General features: G+C 42.0%; 18 protein-coding genes and 1 other RNA gene. 7 read left to right on the forward strand and 12 right to left on the reverse strand.

Features of this window, described 5'->3' with window-relative positions; all coding sequences use genetic code 11:
* Positions 1-24 precede the first annotated feature (24 nt).
* The 3 genes from PE36_RS05775 to PE36_RS05785 all read right to left on the reverse strand — a co-directional run bounded on the left by PE36_RS05775 (position 25) and on the right by PE36_RS05785 (position 2,678).
* Complete coding sequence (locus tag PE36_RS05775; protein WP_006031026.1) at positions 25-789, reverse strand: tetratricopeptide repeat protein; 765 nt, start codon at positions 787-789, stop codon at positions 25-27.
* Between the two features lie 245 nt (positions 790-1,034).
* On the reverse strand, positions 1,035-1,604 hold the full coding sequence (locus PE36_RS05780) for a UPF0149 family protein (RefSeq protein WP_006031027.1): 570 nt from the start codon (positions 1,602-1,604) through the stop codon (positions 1,035-1,037).
* Between the two features lie 138 nt (positions 1,605-1,742).
* Entirely contained in the window at positions 1,743-2,678 is a 936-nt protein-coding gene (locus tag PE36_RS05785) for a LysR substrate-binding domain-containing protein (RefSeq protein WP_006031028.1), read from the reverse strand.
* A gap of 168 nt (positions 2,679-2,846) precedes the next feature.
* Here PE36_RS05785 and PE36_RS05790 point away from each other — a divergent pair, with 168 nt between their 5' ends.
* The 6 genes from PE36_RS05790 to serA all read left to right on the forward strand — a co-directional run bounded on the left by PE36_RS05790 (position 2,847) and on the right by serA (position 7,577).
* Positions 2,847-3,794: a DMT family transporter gene (locus tag PE36_RS05790; RefSeq protein WP_006031029.1), complete on the forward strand. Its 948-nt coding sequence runs from the start codon at positions 2,847-2,849 to the stop codon at positions 3,792-3,794.
* A 331-nt stretch (positions 3,795-4,125) separates the two neighbouring features.
* Positions 4,126-4,446 (forward strand): cell division protein ZapA, encoded by a 321-nt coding sequence (zapA, locus tag PE36_RS05795; protein ID WP_006031030.1) that lies wholly within the window; start codon positions 4,126-4,128, stop codon positions 4,444-4,446.
* Positions 4,447-4,450: 4 nt separating this feature from the next.
* A non-coding RNA gene (ssrS, locus tag PE36_RS23940) (6S RNA) lies at positions 4,451-4,635 on the forward strand.
* Between the two features lie 54 nt (positions 4,636-4,689).
* The gene (locus PE36_RS05800; protein WP_006031031.1) at positions 4,690-5,307 is read left to right on the forward strand and encodes a 5-formyltetrahydrofolate cyclo-ligase; all 618 of its coding nucleotides are present in this window, start codon (positions 4,690-4,692) and stop codon (positions 5,305-5,307) included.
* A gap of 106 nt (positions 5,308-5,413) precedes the next feature.
* Positions 5,414-6,070, forward strand: a complete 657-nt coding sequence (gene rpiA / locus PE36_RS05805; RefSeq protein WP_006031032.1) for a ribose-5-phosphate isomerase RpiA — start codon at positions 5,414-5,416, stop codon at positions 6,068-6,070.
* A gap of 277 nt (positions 6,071-6,347) precedes the next feature.
* Positions 6,348-7,577, forward strand: coding sequence for a phosphoglycerate dehydrogenase (gene serA / locus PE36_RS05810; protein ID WP_006031033.1), 1,230 nt, complete (start codon positions 6,348-6,350; stop codon positions 7,575-7,577).
* Between the two features lie 136 nt (positions 7,578-7,713).
* On the opposite strand, the gene PE36_RS05815 is transcribed toward serA, so the two are convergent.
* The 3 genes from PE36_RS05815 to PE36_RS05825 form a co-directional block, all read right to left on the reverse strand.
* A complete protein-coding gene (locus tag PE36_RS05815) occupies positions 7,714-8,244 on the reverse strand; it encodes an ankyrin repeat domain-containing protein (RefSeq protein WP_006031034.1) in 531 nt (176 codons plus the stop codon).
* A 7-nt stretch (positions 8,245-8,251) separates the two neighbouring features.
* Positions 8,252-8,725 (reverse strand): hypothetical protein, encoded by a 474-nt coding sequence (locus PE36_RS05820; RefSeq protein WP_006031035.1) that lies wholly within the window; start codon positions 8,723-8,725, stop codon positions 8,252-8,254.
* Positions 8,726-9,022: 297 nt separating this feature from the next.
* Entirely contained in the window at positions 9,023-9,919 is an 897-nt protein-coding gene (locus tag PE36_RS05825; RefSeq protein WP_006031036.1) for a LysR family transcriptional regulator, read from the reverse strand.
* A gap of 89 nt (positions 9,920-10,008) precedes the next feature.
* Between PE36_RS05825 and PE36_RS05830 the strand changes: the two genes are divergently transcribed.
* The gene (locus PE36_RS05830; protein ID WP_006031037.1) at positions 10,009-11,136 is read left to right on the forward strand and encodes an alkene reductase; all 1,128 of its coding nucleotides are present in this window, start codon (positions 10,009-10,011) and stop codon (positions 11,134-11,136) included.
* Between the two features lie 96 nt (positions 11,137-11,232).
* On the opposite strand, the gene fbaA is transcribed toward PE36_RS05830, so the two are convergent.
* From fbaA to thrB, 6 genes are all read right to left on the reverse strand, one after another.
* On the reverse strand, positions 11,233-12,309 hold the full coding sequence (gene fbaA, locus PE36_RS05835) for a class II fructose-bisphosphate aldolase (protein ID WP_006031038.1): 1,077 nt from the start codon (positions 12,307-12,309) through the stop codon (positions 11,233-11,235).
* A gap of 160 nt (positions 12,310-12,469) precedes the next feature.
* The gene (locus PE36_RS05840; protein WP_006031039.1) at positions 12,470-13,636 is read right to left on the reverse strand and encodes a phosphoglycerate kinase; all 1,167 of its coding nucleotides are present in this window, start codon (positions 13,634-13,636) and stop codon (positions 12,470-12,472) included.
* A 64-nt stretch (positions 13,637-13,700) separates the two neighbouring features.
* On the reverse strand, positions 13,701-14,723 hold the full coding sequence (gene epd / locus PE36_RS05845) for an erythrose-4-phosphate dehydrogenase (protein ID WP_006031040.1): 1,023 nt from the start codon (positions 14,721-14,723) through the stop codon (positions 13,701-13,703).
* 193 nt (positions 14,724-14,916) lie between these two features.
* Positions 14,917-15,783 carry an acyl-CoA thioesterase II gene (gene tesB / locus PE36_RS05850; RefSeq protein WP_006031041.1) on the reverse strand — a complete coding sequence of 289 codons (867 nt, stop codon included), beginning with the start codon at positions 15,781-15,783 and terminating at the stop codon, positions 14,917-14,919.
* A gap of 282 nt (positions 15,784-16,065) precedes the next feature.
* Positions 16,066-17,355, reverse strand: coding sequence for a threonine synthase (gene thrC, locus PE36_RS05855; RefSeq protein ID WP_006031042.1), 1,290 nt, complete (start codon positions 17,353-17,355; stop codon positions 16,066-16,068).
* Between the two features lie 34 nt (positions 17,356-17,389).
* Positions 17,390-18,346, reverse strand: a complete 957-nt coding sequence (gene thrB / locus PE36_RS05860; protein WP_043994063.1) for a homoserine kinase — start codon at positions 18,344-18,346, stop codon at positions 17,390-17,392.
* Between the last annotated feature and the right edge of the window lie 2 nt (positions 18,347-18,348).

An 18,348-nucleotide genomic window follows, 5' to 3' on the forward strand; every position in this document is an offset into this window, starting at 1 on the left:
GACCGCGTCTTAAACTATATAAGGCTAACCTTCAAATCGCGTTTCGATTGGTAGGTAAGCTAAAAAGCCTTGTTGTAAGTGATCAAACTGCGCTTTACCCACCAAAATCTCGGTCGAGTTTAACCCTTGTGTCATCTCGGGTTCTGCGGTAATCGCTTCGTCGACACCGGCTTTTGCCGCTAATAATGTCCACGCATACGCCTGTAATTTATCGGTTTTTACACCTTCACCACGGTAATACATTACCGCAATGTTCTGCCATGCTTGGGTATAACCTTGCTGCGCGGCTTTGTTATACCAGCTAAATGCAACGGTTTGATCTTGGAAACAACCGGAGCCCTGATCCAACATACTCGCCAGATTATACTGCGCTTGTACTAGACCCTGTTCTGCCGCTTGTTCAAAATAGCTAAACGCCAATACCGCATTTGGTTTACCTAATTGACCCTGCAATTGTAATAACGCCAGATTAAATAACGACTCTGGGTGGCCACAATCGGCGGCACGTTGATAACAACTCACCGCTTGGCTTAAATAGTTTTGCTGACCATCACCTTGTTCATACTGTAGGGCCAATAAATACAGGGCCATAACCACGCCTTCATCGGCTTGTGCACGACAAAATTCGAAGGCTTGCTGTGGATTAGTATAAGCATGGTAAGTTTGACTAAACTGAGTATTACGCACTGCATGCTGTTCGCGGGTAAACGCCGTTTCTGGCCAAACGACAGCTGCAGAGGCACTTTTTCTCTTACTCAATTTCGCCGTTAATTTGTTTATTAAAGACATAAAACACTCCTTGTCCTATCCACTTAAACCTACCTATGACTTCATCGCTGCGATTGCGTCGATAAGTCTCCATTTAGGTAAACGTTAATACACGCAATATAATCTTAGCCAGCCAGTATTAATATCATAACGAGCCAAGGTTATATTACGCTTGCGATAAATCATTTTTTATCAAACTAATTGAATTAGTCTTTTATAACTTTTTCTTTTATAACTTTTTCTTTTATAAACGAGTCTTTTATAAATTAGTGCAGTACTGGTATTTTTTTAATTTCACCACTGTCACTTAATTCATTGAAGCAATACGTGGCGCCCATACGCACATATTCAACGATCTCGTAAAAAGCTTCTTCCGCTTCGTTACTGTCATCTTCGGTATCAAGGTCCAGTTGCGCAATACTGGCGAAGTCAGCAATCAATTCTTTCACCTCATCACTGGCATTGGTTGATGTCGAATGCACCATGCCAAAACCACCAAGGAAACCTTGCAGCCATTCCGCTAATGCTTCCATACGCGATTCTAACGATTCATCCATATCTGGGATCAACAATTCAAAACCTAACGTCATGTCTTCCAGTGCAGCTTCGCTACCGTTATATATGTCAGCGAATACTGATTCCAATGACTCTGGAATACCTAAACCTTCGTTAAGAAGCTGATCAAACGGTTCTAACCAGGCTTTATTGTCTAGCTTAACGCCACCACATAATAAACCACAGATAACACCGTGCACATCGGCAGGGTGTACTAATAAATCACTGTGTTGTAGCTGCGTATTCACGTCAGCAAAAAGAGGAAGTTTAACTTTATCCATGCGGGGACCTTACCAATAGATTAATGTATTTAGAATAATTGCTATCATATTAGCATTTCGCCCAGATCAAGACCATAGCCAAGCAAATGCGAGTCCGATTTGCCCAGTCCTTAATCACTTTCGTCACGCGTGCCGACCTTACTTTGGCCCATCTATATCTTGATCATAACCGTAAACTTCTTGATCATAGCATTGCTGTTTGAGCCAACGTCCTAACTTAACAATATCGGTTTGCTTGGCGCGGGATTTTTTATACACAAAATAAAAGTTGTCTCCAGTTAAGATCTCGTGCATCGGGATCCGCACCAGATTATGCTGCCGGTCTTGATCATTCATTAAGTAGTGATTTAACAAAGTGATACCTTGGTCATAACGTGCCGCTTCCGCCGCCATTAACATATGACTAAAATAGTGAACGGTGGCGGTTTTCGGTAGGGTAAATCCCCCTAATTCACACCAACGCTGCCAATCCTCTCCGAGTGCACTATCGGGATAAACCGACTGTACCGATAATAAGGGATGCTGCCATAACGCATCTGGTAGCGGTTGATCTTGGATCTGTTGCCAGAGTTTTTTACCGCACACCGGATATAAACGCTCGGCATATAAAAACTGACTGACAAAATTACGTTTCGGTGGATTCACGGTAATAAAACAATCCGCCACTTGATCACTGCAGTCAGGTTCATCCGCCACCATATTTAATGATAAATCAATTTCGGGGTATTGCTGACGTAAGTTATCCAATCGCGGGATCAACCACTTTACCGCCAACGAGCTGTATAAGGCTAAGCGGATCTTACCGGACTTACCTTCTCGGATCTGCTGACTGGCAGTAGAGATATTCGCCAATGATTGACTGACTTCTTCGTAATAACGCTCGCCCATGTCGGTCATTGACAAGGTACGTCCTTTACGGTTGAACATCGATTCCCCCAGATACTCTTCTAACTGACGTACCTGATGACTGACCGCACTTTGGGTGATATTTAGCTGGTCAGCCGCTTTGGAAAAACTGTTAAAACGGGCGACTGCTTCAAAACATTGCAACGCACGTAACGGCGGGAGTTTCATTATTAGCTCAGCTCATACTAAAAATATATTTATCATTATACTTCATCACAGCATTTGGAATATGCTAGCCACATCACACTTTTATCTTTCAACTAACCAGCCTTATTTACTGTTTATGTTGCTACTTATGCTTTTTATTACTTTATATTTTTATAGTTGGAATTCACTATGCCTAAAATGTCTGTCGGTTTAGCAATGATTTTGCTTATTATTGGTAACATTGTTGCCGTTTTTTCTGATGCCTTAATTAAGACATTATCGGAAGATATCGCGGTATATCAATTTGTGTTTTTCCGACAACTGACTGCGGTACTGCTGCTTATCCCATTTTGTTTAACCAGCAGTAGAAAGAGTTTGGTTGATGGCTTGAAGTGGCATGCGGTACGTGGCCATATTTGGCTATTAGGTGTCATTTTTATGGTTTATGCCATTAACGCCATGCCATTAGCAACCGCCAATGCCATCTTTTATGCCGCGCCATTAATTATGTTGCCCATGGCGATGTTGTGGTTTCAAGAAAAATTAACCGTGCACTCGGTTGCTGCCGGAATTTTTGGTTTTGTTGGCGTACTAATCGTCATCCGCCCAACCCAACTTGACTGGGCTGCGATTGCGGCACTGATTGTTGCGTTCACCTTAGCAGCCAATAATTTATTGATCCGTAAACTGCCAAAACACCAAACGGTATTTCAAACCTTACTGTTAACCAATTTAGTCGGTATGCCGGCGTCTCTCGGGTTAGTGGTATGGGAAGGTAAACCGTGGGATTTCGCCCCACTATTAACAGCGGCTGGGTCGACACTGTTTATCCTTATCTATGCCGGTTTTTGTGTGTTGGCTTATCGTTCTGGCGAAGCAAGTAAAATTGCCAGTGCTGAATACAGTGGTCTAATTGGCGCTGTGGTTGTCGGTCTTATCTGGTTTGATGAAATTCCAGATATCGGCATGGCAATTGGCACCGCCTTTATTATTCTGCCGTTATTATGGTTAGCAAAAGTGGAAGCGAAAAACAAACGTTTGGCAAAACAAGCGAACGCAGAACCAACCAATGCGCAGCAAGCCGTCGATAACAGCTTGGCAAAACCCATTTTAGCGACCAACACGTCGGGCGTATAAACATCAGTCACTGACGCGTAAGACTGTCAATGGCCGCTATGCATACGTAATAGCGGTCAAATCACCCGGTAAATTAGAGTAAAATAGTTAACTGTCACGTCTATTTATTCCCGTAAATCCCCGTATTTTATACCGATTAACCCATACCAACCGCTAAAATCAATACTAAGCTGTTGGATTTATGGGCAAGTTGATTAATCTCGATCCGCAACTCCAAATTTCAATTAGATAAGCCCTTGCAATGCTCACAATTGCGAGATATAGTCAGGTCAGACATATCAGCCAAGGTGCTTGATATAGCCCTTGTAGCCAGATAACTTAGAGTATAAACATGAGTACAACTGCGGTTGATATTTCAATATTGGGTCGCCACTTTAAAGTCGGCAGTCCAAGTGAAGATGTTGATGAACTTCATCAAACAGCGGCTGTACTTAACAATAAGTTAGAAGAAATACGAGCGAAGACTAATATCAAGAATTTAGAGCAATTAGCTGTAATGGCGGCGTTAAATTTTTGCCATGAACTTCGCCAAGAACGTCATAAAACAACAGAATATACAAATACCGTAGATGATCGTATTCAATTGTTACAAGACACCATTGAACGCGCTTTAATCAATAATAAAACTGATAAAGAACCGTCTACAGTATAACCAAATAACCCTGGGGTGATTGGTATGCGGGTTATGTCCCTGAGCCGATAATCACACTTTATAGGCATTCATTCCTGCTGCTATTGTGCAAGCTCAGCTCGTACTGAGAAGCCTGACGCAACAGCTTGAATTGCCGACCTGAACCTTCTGGTTCAGGACTAAACCTTGTAGCCGCACCCTGGGGCCCACTTCTTGTGTTAACATCAATCCATTACCGAATTTAACGAGTATGGGATCTTGTTTATGTCTGATTTACCCCCACTAATAGCAAATACCCGAACCGCAATAAGACACCAAATACGTCAACGTCGCCAGCAGCTTTCAATCCAGCAGCAGCAACAAGCAGGCCGTGATTTGGTTCACCAGTTTAGTCAGCATCCGCATATTCAATCCGCCCAGCATATTGCTATTTATTTACATAACGATGGCGAACTCGATACCCAAGCGGTTATTGACTGGTGTTGGCAGCAAGGCAAACAAGTCTACATTCCTATTTTACACCCCTTTAGTCACAAGCAACTGTTGTTTACCCGGCTTACCGCGACAACGCCATTAATCAAAAACAAATACGGCATTAGTGAACCACAACTGAATGTCACTCAAGTGATCCCGTATCTGGCGTTAGATCTGGTGTGTAGTCCGTTAGTCGCATTTGATTTATTCGGTAATCGTTTAGGCATGGGCGGCGGTTATTATGATCGTACTTTTTCGCAGCATCAGTTTGTACGTCACGATCAACAGCCTCCTTACGTGCTGGGTTTAGCCCACGACTGCCAACAGCATGATAATTTACCCATTGCGCCGTGGGATATGCCGATTAAAGAAATAATTACGCCATCCAGAACATTAGCGTTTTGTTAGCCATACCCCATTGGCATATTAGGGGAATTTAAGTATATAATCAGATCGATAATTTACAATACAAGTCGATCACCGTATCAAGCCAATCAATAATAATGGATATAACATGACTCAAGATGAATTAAAAAAAGCAGCAGGCTGGGCAGCATTAGAATATGTTAAAAAAGATAGCATCGTCGGTGTCGGTACCGGCTCAACCGTTAATCATTTTATTGATGCATTAGGTACTATTCGCGAAGACATTAAAGGTGCCGTTTCAAGTTCTATCGAATCAACTAAGCGCTTAGAAGCAATGGGAATTGAAGTATTTGATTTAAACAGTGTCCCGCACCTTGATATCTATGTTGATGGGGCTGACGAAATTGATAGCAACAACAACATGATCAAAGGTGGTGGCGCAGCGCTAACACGTGAAAAGATCGTTGCTGCAGTAGCAGACCAATTCGTGTGTATTATTGATGATACTAAGAATGTTGCCGTATTAGGTGATTTCCCATTACCCGTTGAAGTGATCCCAATGGCCCGCTCTTACGTGGGTCGTGAGTTAGTTCAACTCGGTGGTGATCCGGTTTACCGTGAAGGTGTCGTGACTGATAACGGTAATATTATTCTGGATGTATACAACATGCAGATCACCGATCCGAAAGCACTAGAAATTGCAATTAATGGCTTGGTGGGCGTAGTAACAAATGGTCTATTCGCTGCTCGCGGCGCGGACATTGTGCTAACTGGCACACAAAATGGCGTGAAAACAACTAAGTAATAATATAAAACTGGTGTTACCTAACGACACCAGTCCCCTTCCTTTCTGAATATAAACAAAACATATTATATAAGTATAACAATTAGTTATATTCAACTTTATTTGATAAATAAACATTTTTATAATCCAAATTCTGCAATTATCAAACAAATCAGGTAGCTGTAAATCACAAATTAACTATTTTCTTTGATTTTCGTCACAAATATTCACTAATGAAATAAAACCTGCTACTTTATCATTTAGTGCGATTTGCAAAATATGTGATAAAGGAATTTACATGACCAACCTCTCTCTTCAGAAAGATAAGATCAAGATATTACTTCTTGAAGGACTACATCAAAGTGCAGTCGATACGTTCACTAATGCCGGTTACACCAATATCGAATCGATTAAGACAGCATTAAGTGAAGAAGAACTGTGTGAAAAAATTAAAGATGTGCATTTTGTCGGTATCCGTTCCCGCACTCATTTAAATGCAAACGTCATTGCAGCAGCAAAAAAATTGGTTGGTATTGGCTGTTTTTGTATTGGTACAAATCAGGTTGATCTTGCTGCAGCTCAGAAAGCGGCGATCCCTGTGTTTAATGCACCATTCTCGAACACCCGCAGTGTGGCTGAATTAGTACTCGGCGAAATCCTATTATTATTACGCGGTATTCCAGAGAAAAATGCGAAAGCACACCGTGGCGAATGGCAAAAATCTGCAACGGGCTCTTACGAAGCACGTGGCAAACAATTGGGTATTATTGGTTATGGTCATATCGGTATTCAATTAAGTATTTTGGCTGAAAACTTAGGTCTGCGCGTGAAGTATTATGACGTTGAAACCAAGCTTTCACTGGGTAATGCCGAGCAGCTCACAAGCATGGAAGATTTATTAGCTACGTCTGACATTATCTCGCTACACGTACCAGAAACCCCACAAACCAAACTGATGATGGGTGAAGTTGAATTCGCACAAATGAAAGATGGCGCGATCTTCATTAATGCTTCACGCGGCACAGTGGTTGATATTGATGCGCTTGTCTCAGCACTGGCAAGCAAGAAAATATCGGGTGCAGCAATTGATGTATTCCCTACCGAACCAGCATCAAATAATGACGAGTTCATCTCGCCGTTACGCCAGTTTGATAATGTGATCCTAACACCACACGTGGGTGGTAGTACCCAGGAAGCACAAGAAAATATCGGTTATGAAGTGGCTGGTAAACTGACTAAATATTCGGATAATGGTTCAACCCTGTCTGCTGTTAACTTCCCTGAAGTATCACTACCAGGCCATGCAGGTTCAAGCCGTCTGATGCATATTCACCAGAACCAACCAGGTATCTTAAACCAGATCACCCAAGCGTTTGCTGAAGAAGGGGTGAATATTTCGGGTCAATACCTACAAACTGCAGGCGATATTGGTTATGTGGTTATTGATGTTGAAAGTGAACATGCTGAACGTGGTTTAGCAAAACTTAAATCGATTAGCGGTACTATCCGTTCGCGTTTATTACGCTAGATAGAAGCCCTCCCCTTAGCTTTTTATAGCTAATATGGGAAGGAATAAAAAAGCCTGTCAGTTTGCGCTGACAGGCTTTTTTGCTAGAGTCCCGCCCTAGAATGAGCTTAGACATTTAGGACTATATTATAAATAATCAAGGCGTAAGTAAGTTGATGATTGTATTCAGTTCATCTGTTTGTTGTTCTTGATATAAAACATGTGCGTACTGCAATGGAGTCTTATTTCCTAACGAATTGCTCGTTAGAGCCATGTTAGCCCCTGATTCAATTAAAAATTGAGTTCGCTTCACATCCTGCTCAATAATAGCTGCATGCAAAGGTGTTAAGTCCATTTTTTCATCCGCATAATAGAAATTAATACCATTAACATCTAAACCTTTATTTATTAGTACAGTTGCCAGTTCATATTTAAAAATTTCATTATCCAAGTTCAAAATAGGATCTAACCCACCAACTGATAATTCTTCAATATCATCTTGATTTAAACGGTAGTCCTTAAGGTAATATTCACAAACACGACTTGGTATATAAATACCACCTTCACCACTACTGCATTGAATTAATGTAAAAGCTGACATCCCCACCATTGCATATAAAGCAAGACCAAATACACTAGCTCCGAGTGTAAAGATAAACGTTAAAATAACTTTAGACACTTTATTCATCACAGTATTACCCCCATACTTTTACGTAATTACCAGATGGGGCATTATGTATAGCTGCAACTCTCAGCGGACTATCATCTTCAACTTGTACTAACATAATATGTAAAAATCGCTTTGATTTTAGAGCGATACTATCAAGTATATGCTGATATACTTTTATATTTTGTAAGTCTGATGCTTGGACATGTTTAAACCAATGAGATGCGGCATCCTTTCCAAATTTTTTAAGTAAACTGACAATTCCACTTGTAGGATTAGCAGAAGCTTTGAATAAAGCGTGAACAAAACCCATCGCATATGATGCATCAATGGCTTCAATTAATAGCCCTTGAGCAAAATTTCTGACTCGAACAGTTATCTCAAGGCTATCGATAGCCTCATACTCAGACGGTTTAAATATGAATTTTAAAATACGAACTGTTTCATCTTTACTAAATAATAATTCATGGGATTTAAACGTTCTAATTTCCTTGTACATCATACTTATCCTTAAGTTATTCAGTTATAGGTAAGGCTCCCATGATATCATTTTGTAAAATGATACAAGTATGAATTAACAATTAAAAGGATGACTGCAATCCGCCTAAAGTGACTTCCAATAATTCATTGCTACATTCAAATTATCCATTTATCACTCCTTTTTCCAAGCGACACCACCTTTAGCATCTTCCGAATCTGATGATAAACCTTCACCTCGAGGAGCGACATGCAGTTCGAATTTAGAAACCGTGTCTTGTCTAATTCCGACTTGTTTGGCAACATCCGTTTGAGATAGGGCTTATTTTTGTGGATATAACTCACGCAGTAAACCCGTGATCCATTGATGGATCTGAGTTTGATTCGAGCGTTGATGCCATGCCGCTACAACCTCAAAATTGGGTAATGGCTCAGGTAATACGACTTCCACTAATTTGTCATTGGGTAACATACGGGATGGTAAAAATGCCAATACCCCCATCGCCTCAATGCAATCTGGCGCGGCTGAAAAACTCGGCAGTGACATAATAATATTACGCTGAAAACCCTTTGCCGCGAACCATTCGTCTGCCGATCCCTTTAGCGTCGCTCGCGAAGGTGAAATCACCAATTGTGGCGCTGCGGCAATCTCTTTTAAACTCAGTCCCTGATATTCACTGGCAACCGCCTTCGCTGCCACACACACATGACGCTCTTCATACAGCAGCATCGACGGACAGGTTATCGGAATAAACGCGGGAAAGGTTAACGCTAAATCAATCTCACCGGTGGCCATTAATTGAATTAAATTATCCGATTCAAAGCGACGAATGATGATTTTTAAATGCGGGGCATGTTGTCTGATCTGCACTAATAAAGAAGGTAAAATAACGCGCATCGCATAATCCGAAGCACTGATTTTATATACCCCATTTAATCGTTGCGGATCGAACTCTGCTAATTCAGTTAATTCACCAATGGCCATTAATATCTGTTGGATTTTGGGGGCTAATTCTTGCGCTTTTGGGGTGGGTACCACGCCATGACTGCCACGAATAAATAGCCGATCTTGGAATATATCCCGCAGTTTTTTCAATTGCTCACTCACCGCTTGCTGAGTGATACCGAGCTTCACAGCCGCTTTCGTTAAGCTATGTAACTGTAATAATGCAGCAAGTACCCTTAATTGTTTTATTTCCAGCTTACTGATATCAGCCATATTTGTTTCTCATACACACTTCACTTGATTTTCATTGTACCTAAGCGGCGATATAGTTCAACTCATAAGCCACTCACGAGATAAAGACCATGATGAAAAATGACGTATTATTCACGCCAACCAAATTAGGCGCTCACGTGTTAAAAAACCGCATTGTAATGCCACCATTAACACGTTCACGCAGTACACAACCGAACAATATTCCGAATGAATTAATGGCTAAGTATTACACTCAGCGCGCGTCAGCTGGGTTTATGGTAACCGAAGGCACTCAGATTGAACCGCGTGGTCAGGGTTACGCTTGGACACCGGGAATTTACTCTGATGAGCAAGTAGAAGGTTGGAAAAAAGTAACCAAATCTGTACATGATGCAGGCGGCATTATCTTTGCTCAACTGTGGCATGTCGGCCGTGTTTCCCATACCAGTTTACAACCCGGTGGCGCAGCGCCCGTCGCACCATCAGCTATTCTAGCGGATAACGTGAAAGTGTTCATTGAAACAGCGCCAGGTGAAGGTGCATTGGCAGACCCAAGCATGCCACGTGAGCTATCAACCGCGGAAGTAAAAGAACTTGTTACGCTGTATGCACAAGCCGCGAAGAATGCCATGAAAGCTGGTTTTGATGGGGTTGAATTACATTGTGCGAACGGTTACTTAGTGAATCAATTCATCTCGGAGCACAGTAATAAACGGTCCGATGAATACGGTGGTAGTTTAGAAAATCGTTTACGCTTCTTAAAAGAAATCACGCAGGCAGTAGCCGATGAAGTAGGAAAAGAAAATGTCGGTGTTCGATTTGCGCCACTGTTTTCCAGCACTGACGATGTACGCGTTTATCTTGGCTTAGTTGAAGATAATCCACATGAAACGTATATCGAAGCAATTAAAACAATCGAAAATATCGGTATTGGTTACCTGTCATTAGCAGAAGCGGATTGGGATAATGCCCCTGATTTACCTGACGCTTTCTATCAAGATGTACGTAACACATTTACTGGCATCATCATGTATGCAGGTAAGTACTCGGTAGAAAAAGCCAAGCATATCCTTAACCTCGGTTACGGTGATATTTTTGGGTTTGGCCGTCCATTTATTGCCAACCCAGATTTGCCCGCTCGCATTAAACATGATTGGACATTCAATGAGGTGGACCCGACAACGATGTACGGTGGTACAGAAGTAGGCTACGCGGATTACGCTGAATATATAGTTTAATCATAAATAAAAAAAACCTGCTAAATTAGCAGGTTTTTCATTTATTAATCTTTAGCAACGCGATCTATCGCAAGGATAAATCGTCGAACTTATAAATTAAAGTACGTCTACACAGTTTAGGTCTTTGTGAGCTTGTTCTAAACGAGCTACTAAACTTGTTTGACCGGCGCGTAACCATACACGTGGATCATAATGTTTCTTGTTTGGAGCATCAGCGCCAGTTGGGTTACCAATTTGACCTTGAAGGAATTCTTTTTTACCTTCGTAGTAGTTCTTGATACCTTCCCAAGTTGCCCACTGTGTATCAGTATCGATGTTCATTTTGATAACACCGTAACCGATTGATTCTTGGATTTCAGCTTCGCTTGAACCTGAACCACCGTGGAATACGAAGTTTAGCGAGTTAGCTGGTAGGCCAAATTTCTCTGAAACGTATGCTTGTGAATCACGTAGGATAGTTGGCGTAAGCACAACGTTACCTGGCTTGTATACACCGTGTACGTTACCGAAAGAGGCAGCGATAGTGAAACGAGGGCTGATTGCCGTTAGTTTTTCGTAAGCATATGCAACGTCTTCTGGAGAAGTGTAAAGCTCAGATGCGTCCATATCAGAGTTATCTACGCCATCTTCTTCACCACCAGTACAACCTAGTTCGATTTCGATAGTCATGTCCATTTTAGACATGCGCGCTAGGTATTCACCACAAGTCGCGATGTTTTCTTCTAGTGATTCTTCAGAAAGATCTAACATGTGTGAGCTGAATAGTGGCTTACCAGTTTGTGCGAAGAATTCTTCACCAGCGTCTAGTAGTCCGTCGATCCAAGGTAGTAGTTTCTTAGCCGCGTGATCTGTATGGATGATAACTGGAACACCATAAGATTCAGCCATAACGTGTACGTATTTAGCACCGGCGATAGCGCCCATGATAGAACCGCCGTGACCTTCAAGACCAATACCTTTACCAGCGAAGAATGCAGCGCCACCGTGTGAGAACTGGATGATCACTGGTGAGTTACATTTTGCAGCAGCTTCTAATGTACCGTTGATTGAATCAGTGCTTACCATGTTCACAGCAGGTAATGCGAAGTTGTTTGCTTTTGCGATTGCAAAAACTTTTTGCACGTCATCGCCTGTTACAACACCTGGTTTTACAACATCAAAGATCTTAGACATAATATTAGCCTTATTGTTTACATATTTAAGTACTGAATCATTCAGCACGAATTTTTAAAATATTTTTTGCCGCTACCGTTAATCTATAGTGATAGCCGTAGCAGCAAAACAACGATTCATTATTATTTATTTTTATTAACAGTTAAAAGTTAACTATTAATTACGCGTTTTTCGCACGTTCTTCTAACATAGCAACTGCTGGTAGTACTTTACCTTCGACAAACTCAAGGAACGCACCGCCACCAGTAGAGATATAAGAAATACCATCAGCCAGACCGAATTGATCGATAGCTGCTAATGTGTCACCGCCACCAGCGATAGAGAATGCGTCGCTTTCTGCAATAGCACGACCAATGATTTCAGTACCTTTAGCGAAGTTAGCAAATTCAAATACGCCAACAGGGCCATTCCAGATAATTGTTTTCGCTGCTTTGATCATCTCTGCAAGTTGATTTGCAGAATCTGGACCTAAATCGAAGATCATTTCGTCATCATTTACTTCTGATGCGGGTTTCAATGTCGCTTCAGCCGTTTCAGAGAACTCAGTCGCCACTAATACATCGGTTGCTACCGGGATATCACATTTCGCCATTAATGCTTTAGCGGTATCAATTAGATCATGCTCGCACAGTGATTTACCGACGTTATGACCTTGTGCTGCGATGAATGTATTGGCAATACCACCACCAACGACTAGCTGATCAGCAATTGTTGATAATGAATCAAGCACTGTTAATTTAGTTGATACTTTAGAACCACCTACAATAGCGAGGAATGGACGAGCTGGTTTGTCCATTGCTTTACCTAGCGCTTCAAGTTCTGCAGAAAGTAGCGGACCAGAACAGGCGATTGGCGCAAACATACCAACACCGTATGTTGATGCTTGTGCACGGTGAGCGGTACCAAATGCGTCCATTACGAATACGTCACATAGATTTGCGTATGCTTTTGATAATGCGTCTTCGTTTTTCTTTTCGCCTTTGTTAAAGCGAACATTTTCTAGTACCACTAACTCACCGACGTTCAGCTCGATGCCGTCTAAGTAATCACGTGCTAGAACAACGTTATTTTCTAACGCTTCTTTAAGGTAGTTTACCACTGGCTCTAATGAGAACTCTTGAGCGAATTCACCTTCAGTTGGACGGCCAAGATGTGATGTAACCATCACTTTTGCGCCTGCAGCCAATGCTAATTTGATTGTTGGTAGTGATGCACGGATACGTGCGTCTGATGTTACTTTGCCATCTTTAACCGGTACGTTTAAGTCAGCACGAATTAATACACGTTGACCTGCAAGATCAAGATCTGTCATTTTAATAATATTCATTGTTTAATCCTTAAATCTATCAATTTTATAAAATTATTTTTAATTCAATTCAATTCGATTTATTTCACGTCATTTTCGCTAATGTAGCGACGTAATACGTGGTATCAAGTAAACGATTGGCAAAGCCCCATTCGTTATCACACCAGACTAATAATTTGACTAAATGACCATCGCTGACTCGAGTTTGAGTACCATCAATAATGCTAGAGCGTGGATCATGATTAAAGTCTATTGATACCAGTGGAGCCTCGGTATAACCCAAGATACCGCGTAATTCAGTTTCAGCCGCCGCGTGTAAGCAATCATTAATATCTTGGATGGTGACGCTTTTATCGACTGTGATGCTCAGATCCATCGCCGTCACGTTAAGCGTTGGCACTCGTACCGCAATGGCTTCAAATTTATTGGCAAATTTAGGTAAAATACGTTCTATACCTGCGGCTAATTTAGTATCAACCGGAATAATAGAATGACTCGCAGCACGGGTACGGCGCAAATCAGTATGATAAGAGTCAATGACGGGTTGATCATTCATTGCCGAATGGATCGTGGTGATCGTGCCACATTTGATATCAAAGGCGGCATCCAAGATACTGATCACTGGTATCATGCAATTAGTTGTACAAGATGCACCAGAAATATAAGTTTCATCACCGGTTAATTCGGTATGGTTAATACCATATACCACGGTCGCATCAACATCGGCGCTGGCCGGATGGGAAAAGATGACTTTTTTAGCGCCCGCAGCAATATGTGCTTCGGCATCCGCTCTCGTACCATAGATACCAGTACAATCGAGTACGATATCAATATCATGTTCCCGCCAAGGTAAATCAGCAAGTTCGGGATGACGGACTAAATGAATACAATCATTTTTGATTTGTAATATGTTATCGCCCAGCTGTACTGGGAAGGGAAAACGGCCATGAGTCGAGTCATACTGAGTTAAATGCGCGATCGCTTCAGGCTCTGCTAGCTCGTTAATAACAACGATCTTAATTTCATCCTGACGGTTACTTTCATACAACGCTCGAACAACACTGCGTCCAATTCGTCCATAACCATTAATAGCAACTCTAACTGACATAATAGGGGGTGAATACCTAGTAACAAGAAACGAACTTCATTGTAGATTAAAATTAGGCATAAGCGAATATGTTGGGATAGGAAATGTATATAATTTTCAGGAAAGCATGATCCCGGCCACAAATTTTCGTAATAAAACAACATTTCGGTACTTTCAAGCGAAATGCTGTCCTATTACGTAATTAAGTACGTAATTAAGCGATCTCTCGATTACGAATTAACCCTTCTTGCATTGTTGTTGCGACCATTTTGCCATCACGGGTAAAGAATCGACCACGTACCAGTCCGCGACCACCAGACGCACTCGAGCTATCTACCGCATATAATAACCAGTCATCCATACGGAAATCGCGGTGAAACCACATTGAATGGTCGATGGTCACCACTTGCATGTTGGGACTCATAAAGCCTTTACCATGTGGTTGTAATGCGGTTGGTAAGAAACAAAAATCTGACGCATATGCTAATAAGTACTTATGAATACGGGCATCGTCTGGCATTTGGCCATTGGCTTTAAACCAAATATAACGCTCAGGCGCAGACTTCTCTTCATTAAGTGGATCAAGATAATGCACAGGGCGCATTTCAATCGGTCTTTCACAAACAAATTTGGCACAAATGTCATCGGGTAATTCATCACGCAGTGATAATACATGGTCTTGCTCTGACATCAGCTCTTCCGGTGGCGGCACATCTGGCATTTCATCTTGGTGGTCGTAACCTTCACGTTCAACCTGATAAGACGCCGTCATGTAGAAAATAGCTTTGCCATTTTGGATTGCGCGAATACGACGGGTGGTAATTGAACCGCCATCGCGAATATTTTCGACTTCATAAACAATCGGCTTTTTAACATCACCAGCACGCAGGAAGTAAGAATGGAAAGAATGCACCTTACGATCGGCTGAAACGGTTTCTTTCGCTGCCGATAATGCTTGTCCCATTACTTGACCGCCAAATACTGCGCCAAACCCTAAATCTTGACTTTGGCCACGATAAATTCCTTCTTCAATGGTTTCTAACGTTAACTGTCCAAGCAGATCTTTTAATACCTTACCCATAAGTGCCTTATTTTGAATCGAGATTATTATTTTAGTTCGAGTGAGCAACGCTACCCCTGTTATGGGAGATATTCAAGCGCTATTTACTGATATTGCAGTGCTGAAATAACATAACCTTTAGTAATCTTAGCGTTTAAGTCCTAAAATTAAGCTTAATAACTTAACCTCATCGCTAACTCGACCCTAAAATAAGGACAAAAAAATACCTTGTTCTCATGCCACCAATGAGGACATAAAAACAAGGCATATTCACAAATGTGAGAACGCGTAATTAAGACTAGACTACGCCATCAAGAATGCACGTAATGCGGCAAAATCATTGGCCATATCAATCGATAAATTTGGCTTGTCGGCACAATCAGCCAATTCTTGTGGCAAACCAATATCGCGACCTAGGATCTCTTCAACTGATTCTTTGAACTTCGCAGGGTGCGCAGTACAAAGGAATAAACCGAATTCATCTTCGCTCAGTTGTGCAGTTAAACGGTCATAGGCAATCGCACCATGGGGTTCACATAAGTAACCTTGTTCATCTAACGCGGCAACGGCTTGCTTGGTATCTTCATCTGATAAGAAATCAGACGCTAACTCAGATAAGTCCCAACCTTTAACACGCGCCAGTTCTTCGATACGTGGCCAGTTGCTTGGTACACTGACATCCATCGCATTAGATAGCGTTGCTTGGGTTGCTTTTGGATCCCACTCACCGCTTGCTAAATAACGCGGCACCGTATCATTAATATTGGTTGCGGCAATAAAGCGTTTAACCGGTAGGCCTAATGTTTTTGCTAATAGACCTGCAGTTAGGTTACCAAAGTTACCACTTGGCACTGACACTACTGTTTGTGCGCGCTGCGCTTTTGGCAGTTGTGCGAATGCTTCGAAGTAATAACAGATCTGCGCCATTAGACGGCTGATGTTAATGGAATTCGCTGAGTTAAGGCCAATTTCCTTACGCAATTCTTCATCATCAAAAGAGCGCTTCATTAATGCCTGGCAGGCATCAAAATCACCGTCAATTGCGATGGTGCGGATATTACCGCCGAGCGTACAGAACATCTGTTCTTGCAAGAAGCTGATCTTACCTTTTGGATACATCACCACAACGTCGATATTGTCCATACCATAAAAGGCATGCGCAACCGCAGCACCGGTATCACCCGATGTCGCCGTTAAAATAGTAATTTTGTCGCCATTGCCTTTTTTATCAAAGCTTAGACGCGACAGACACTGGGCCATGAAACGACCACCAAAATCTTTAAATGCTAACGTCGGACCGTGGAATAACTCTAATGCGCTAATTTTGTCATTTATTTTTGTCACTGGCGCAGGGAAGTTAAACGCAGTTGCAACAATGTCATGTAATTCTTGTTCGCTAAATTCATCACCAATCAGTGATTGTAAAATAACACGGCTACGATCCACTAGGTTCATCTCTAGTAAGGCATCGATATCGTCAATCGGGTTAATTTCGCTCGGAAAGAACAGGCCTTGATTTTTACCCAACCCTTGCTTTACTGCTTGTGCAAAGCTAACGGTCTCTGCGTGATCTTTAATGCTATATAATTTCATTGTTGTTCATTCCCTAAAACATTATTTGTGCTTATTACAGCGCCGTACCGACGATACGTGCGCCTTGTTTATCCAGTTTACAGATGTGGCAGAAACCATCACCGTTTTGGATAAAGTTAGCTTCTAACCAGGTTTGTAATTTTTCAGCTTGCGCTAAGTCAGTCATCACGTTAAATACCGTTGGTCCGGAGCCGGAAATACCCGTTGCTAATGCACCCAACTCTTTGGCATAGTCACGCACTTCATCAAACTTTGGAATCAACTGCGCACGATACGGTTCTGCAATCACGTCTTTTAGCATTGCTGCGGCAAGATCTTGTTGTTTGCTATAACAAGCGTGGATGAACCCAGCCAAGTTGCGGCCATAAGTTAAACAATCGGCACGGCTGTATTCAGTTGGTAAAATTTCACGCGCAGCTGCTGTCGAAATACTGGTGCCTGGATAAGCAACGACCCAATACCATTCATCGAAGCAAGGTATAGACTGACTAACAACACCATTGGCTTCGAGCATTAATTGCAAACCACCCAGCGCACACGGCGCGACATTATCATAATGGACACTGCCACTGAGTTGGCCTTCTAATTCCCCCATTAACAACACCATTTCGTTGTCATCAAGTTCGTTATCATGGAATGCATTTAACGCTTCTAAACCCGCCACAATCGATGCAGCACTCGAACCCAGACCACTACCAATTGGCAGGTTCTTTTCCAGTTCCATGTGCAGTGACTTAATCGTTAAGCCACGTTTTTCTAATGCTTTGGCATAACTTAAATAGCAGTCATAAATAATATTTTCACGGTAATCATCCGGCAGTTTATGGGCAAAGCGACCACTAGATGCTAATGTGAACTCACCCTCGGTCGCGGCGATATAAACGCGATCGCCAACCAAAGTGCCATCAATCGGTGCTAACGCAGCACCCAGTACATCAAACCCTACACTTACGTTACCGATAGATGCCGGAGCATATGCGACAAGACTCATCA

The organism is Moritella sp. PE36 (assembly GCF_000170855.1).
Taxonomy (GTDB): Bacteria; Pseudomonadota; Gammaproteobacteria; order Enterobacterales; family Moritellaceae; genus Moritella.

Bases quoted from the DNA above. Each gene is read 5' to 3' on its own strand.
- PE36_RS05840 (WP_006031039.1), bottom strand. From the start codon at position 13,636: ATGAATATTATTAAAATGACAGATCTTGATCTTGCAGGTCAACGTGTA.
- fbaA (WP_006031038.1), bottom strand. From the start codon at position 12,309: ATGTCTAAGATCTTTGATGTTGTAAAACCAGGTGTTGTAACAGGCGAT.
- zapA (WP_006031030.1), top strand. From the start codon at position 4,126: ATGAGTACAACTGCGGTTGATATTTCAATATTGGGTCGCCACTTTAAA.
- PE36_RS05800 (WP_006031031.1), top strand. From the start codon at position 4,690: ATGTCTGATTTACCCCCACTAATAGCAAATACCCGAACCGCAATAAGA.
- PE36_RS05785 (WP_006031028.1), bottom strand. From the start codon at position 2,678: ATGAAACTCCCGCCGTTACGTGCGTTGCAATGTTTTGAAGCAGTCGCC.
- PE36_RS05830 (WP_006031037.1), top strand. From the start codon at position 10,009: ATGATGAAAAATGACGTATTATTCACGCCAACCAAATTAGGCGCTCAC.
- PE36_RS05775 (WP_006031026.1), bottom strand. From the start codon at position 789: ATGTCTTTAATAAACAAATTAACGGCGAAATTGAGTAAGAGAAAAAGT.
- epd (WP_006031040.1), bottom strand. From the start codon at position 14,723: ATGTCAGTTAGAGTTGCTATTAATGGTTATGGACGAATTGGACGCAGT.
- serA (WP_006031033.1), top strand. From the start codon at position 6,348: ATGACCAACCTCTCTCTTCAGAAAGATAAGATCAAGATATTACTTCTT.
- thrB (WP_043994063.1), bottom strand. From the start codon at position 18,346: ATGAGTCTTGTCGCATATGCTCCGGCATCTATCGGTAACGTAAGTGTA.
- PE36_RS05780 (WP_006031027.1), bottom strand. From the start codon at position 1,604: ATGGATAAAGTTAAACTTCCTCTTTTTGCTGACGTGAATACGCAGCTA.
- PE36_RS05815 (WP_006031034.1), bottom strand. From the start codon at position 8,244: ATGAATAAAGTGTCTAAAGTTATTTTAACGTTTATCTTTACACTCGGA.
- PE36_RS05790 (WP_006031029.1), top strand. From the start codon at position 2,847: ATGCCTAAAATGTCTGTCGGTTTAGCAATGATTTTGCTTATTATTGGT.
- tesB (WP_006031041.1), bottom strand. From the start codon at position 15,783: ATGGGTAAGGTATTAAAAGATCTGCTTGGACAGTTAACGTTAGAAACC.
- thrC (WP_006031042.1), bottom strand. From the start codon at position 17,355: ATGAAATTATATAGCATTAAAGATCACGCAGAGACCGTTAGCTTTGCA.
- rpiA (WP_006031032.1), top strand. From the start codon at position 5,414: ATGACTCAAGATGAATTAAAAAAAGCAGCAGGCTGGGCAGCATTAGAA.
- PE36_RS05820 (WP_006031035.1), bottom strand. From the start codon at position 8,725: ATGATGTACAAGGAAATTAGAACGTTTAAATCCCATGAATTATTATTT.
- PE36_RS05825 (WP_006031036.1), bottom strand. From the start codon at position 9,919: ATGGCTGATATCAGTAAGCTGGAAATAAAACAATTAAGGGTACTTGCT.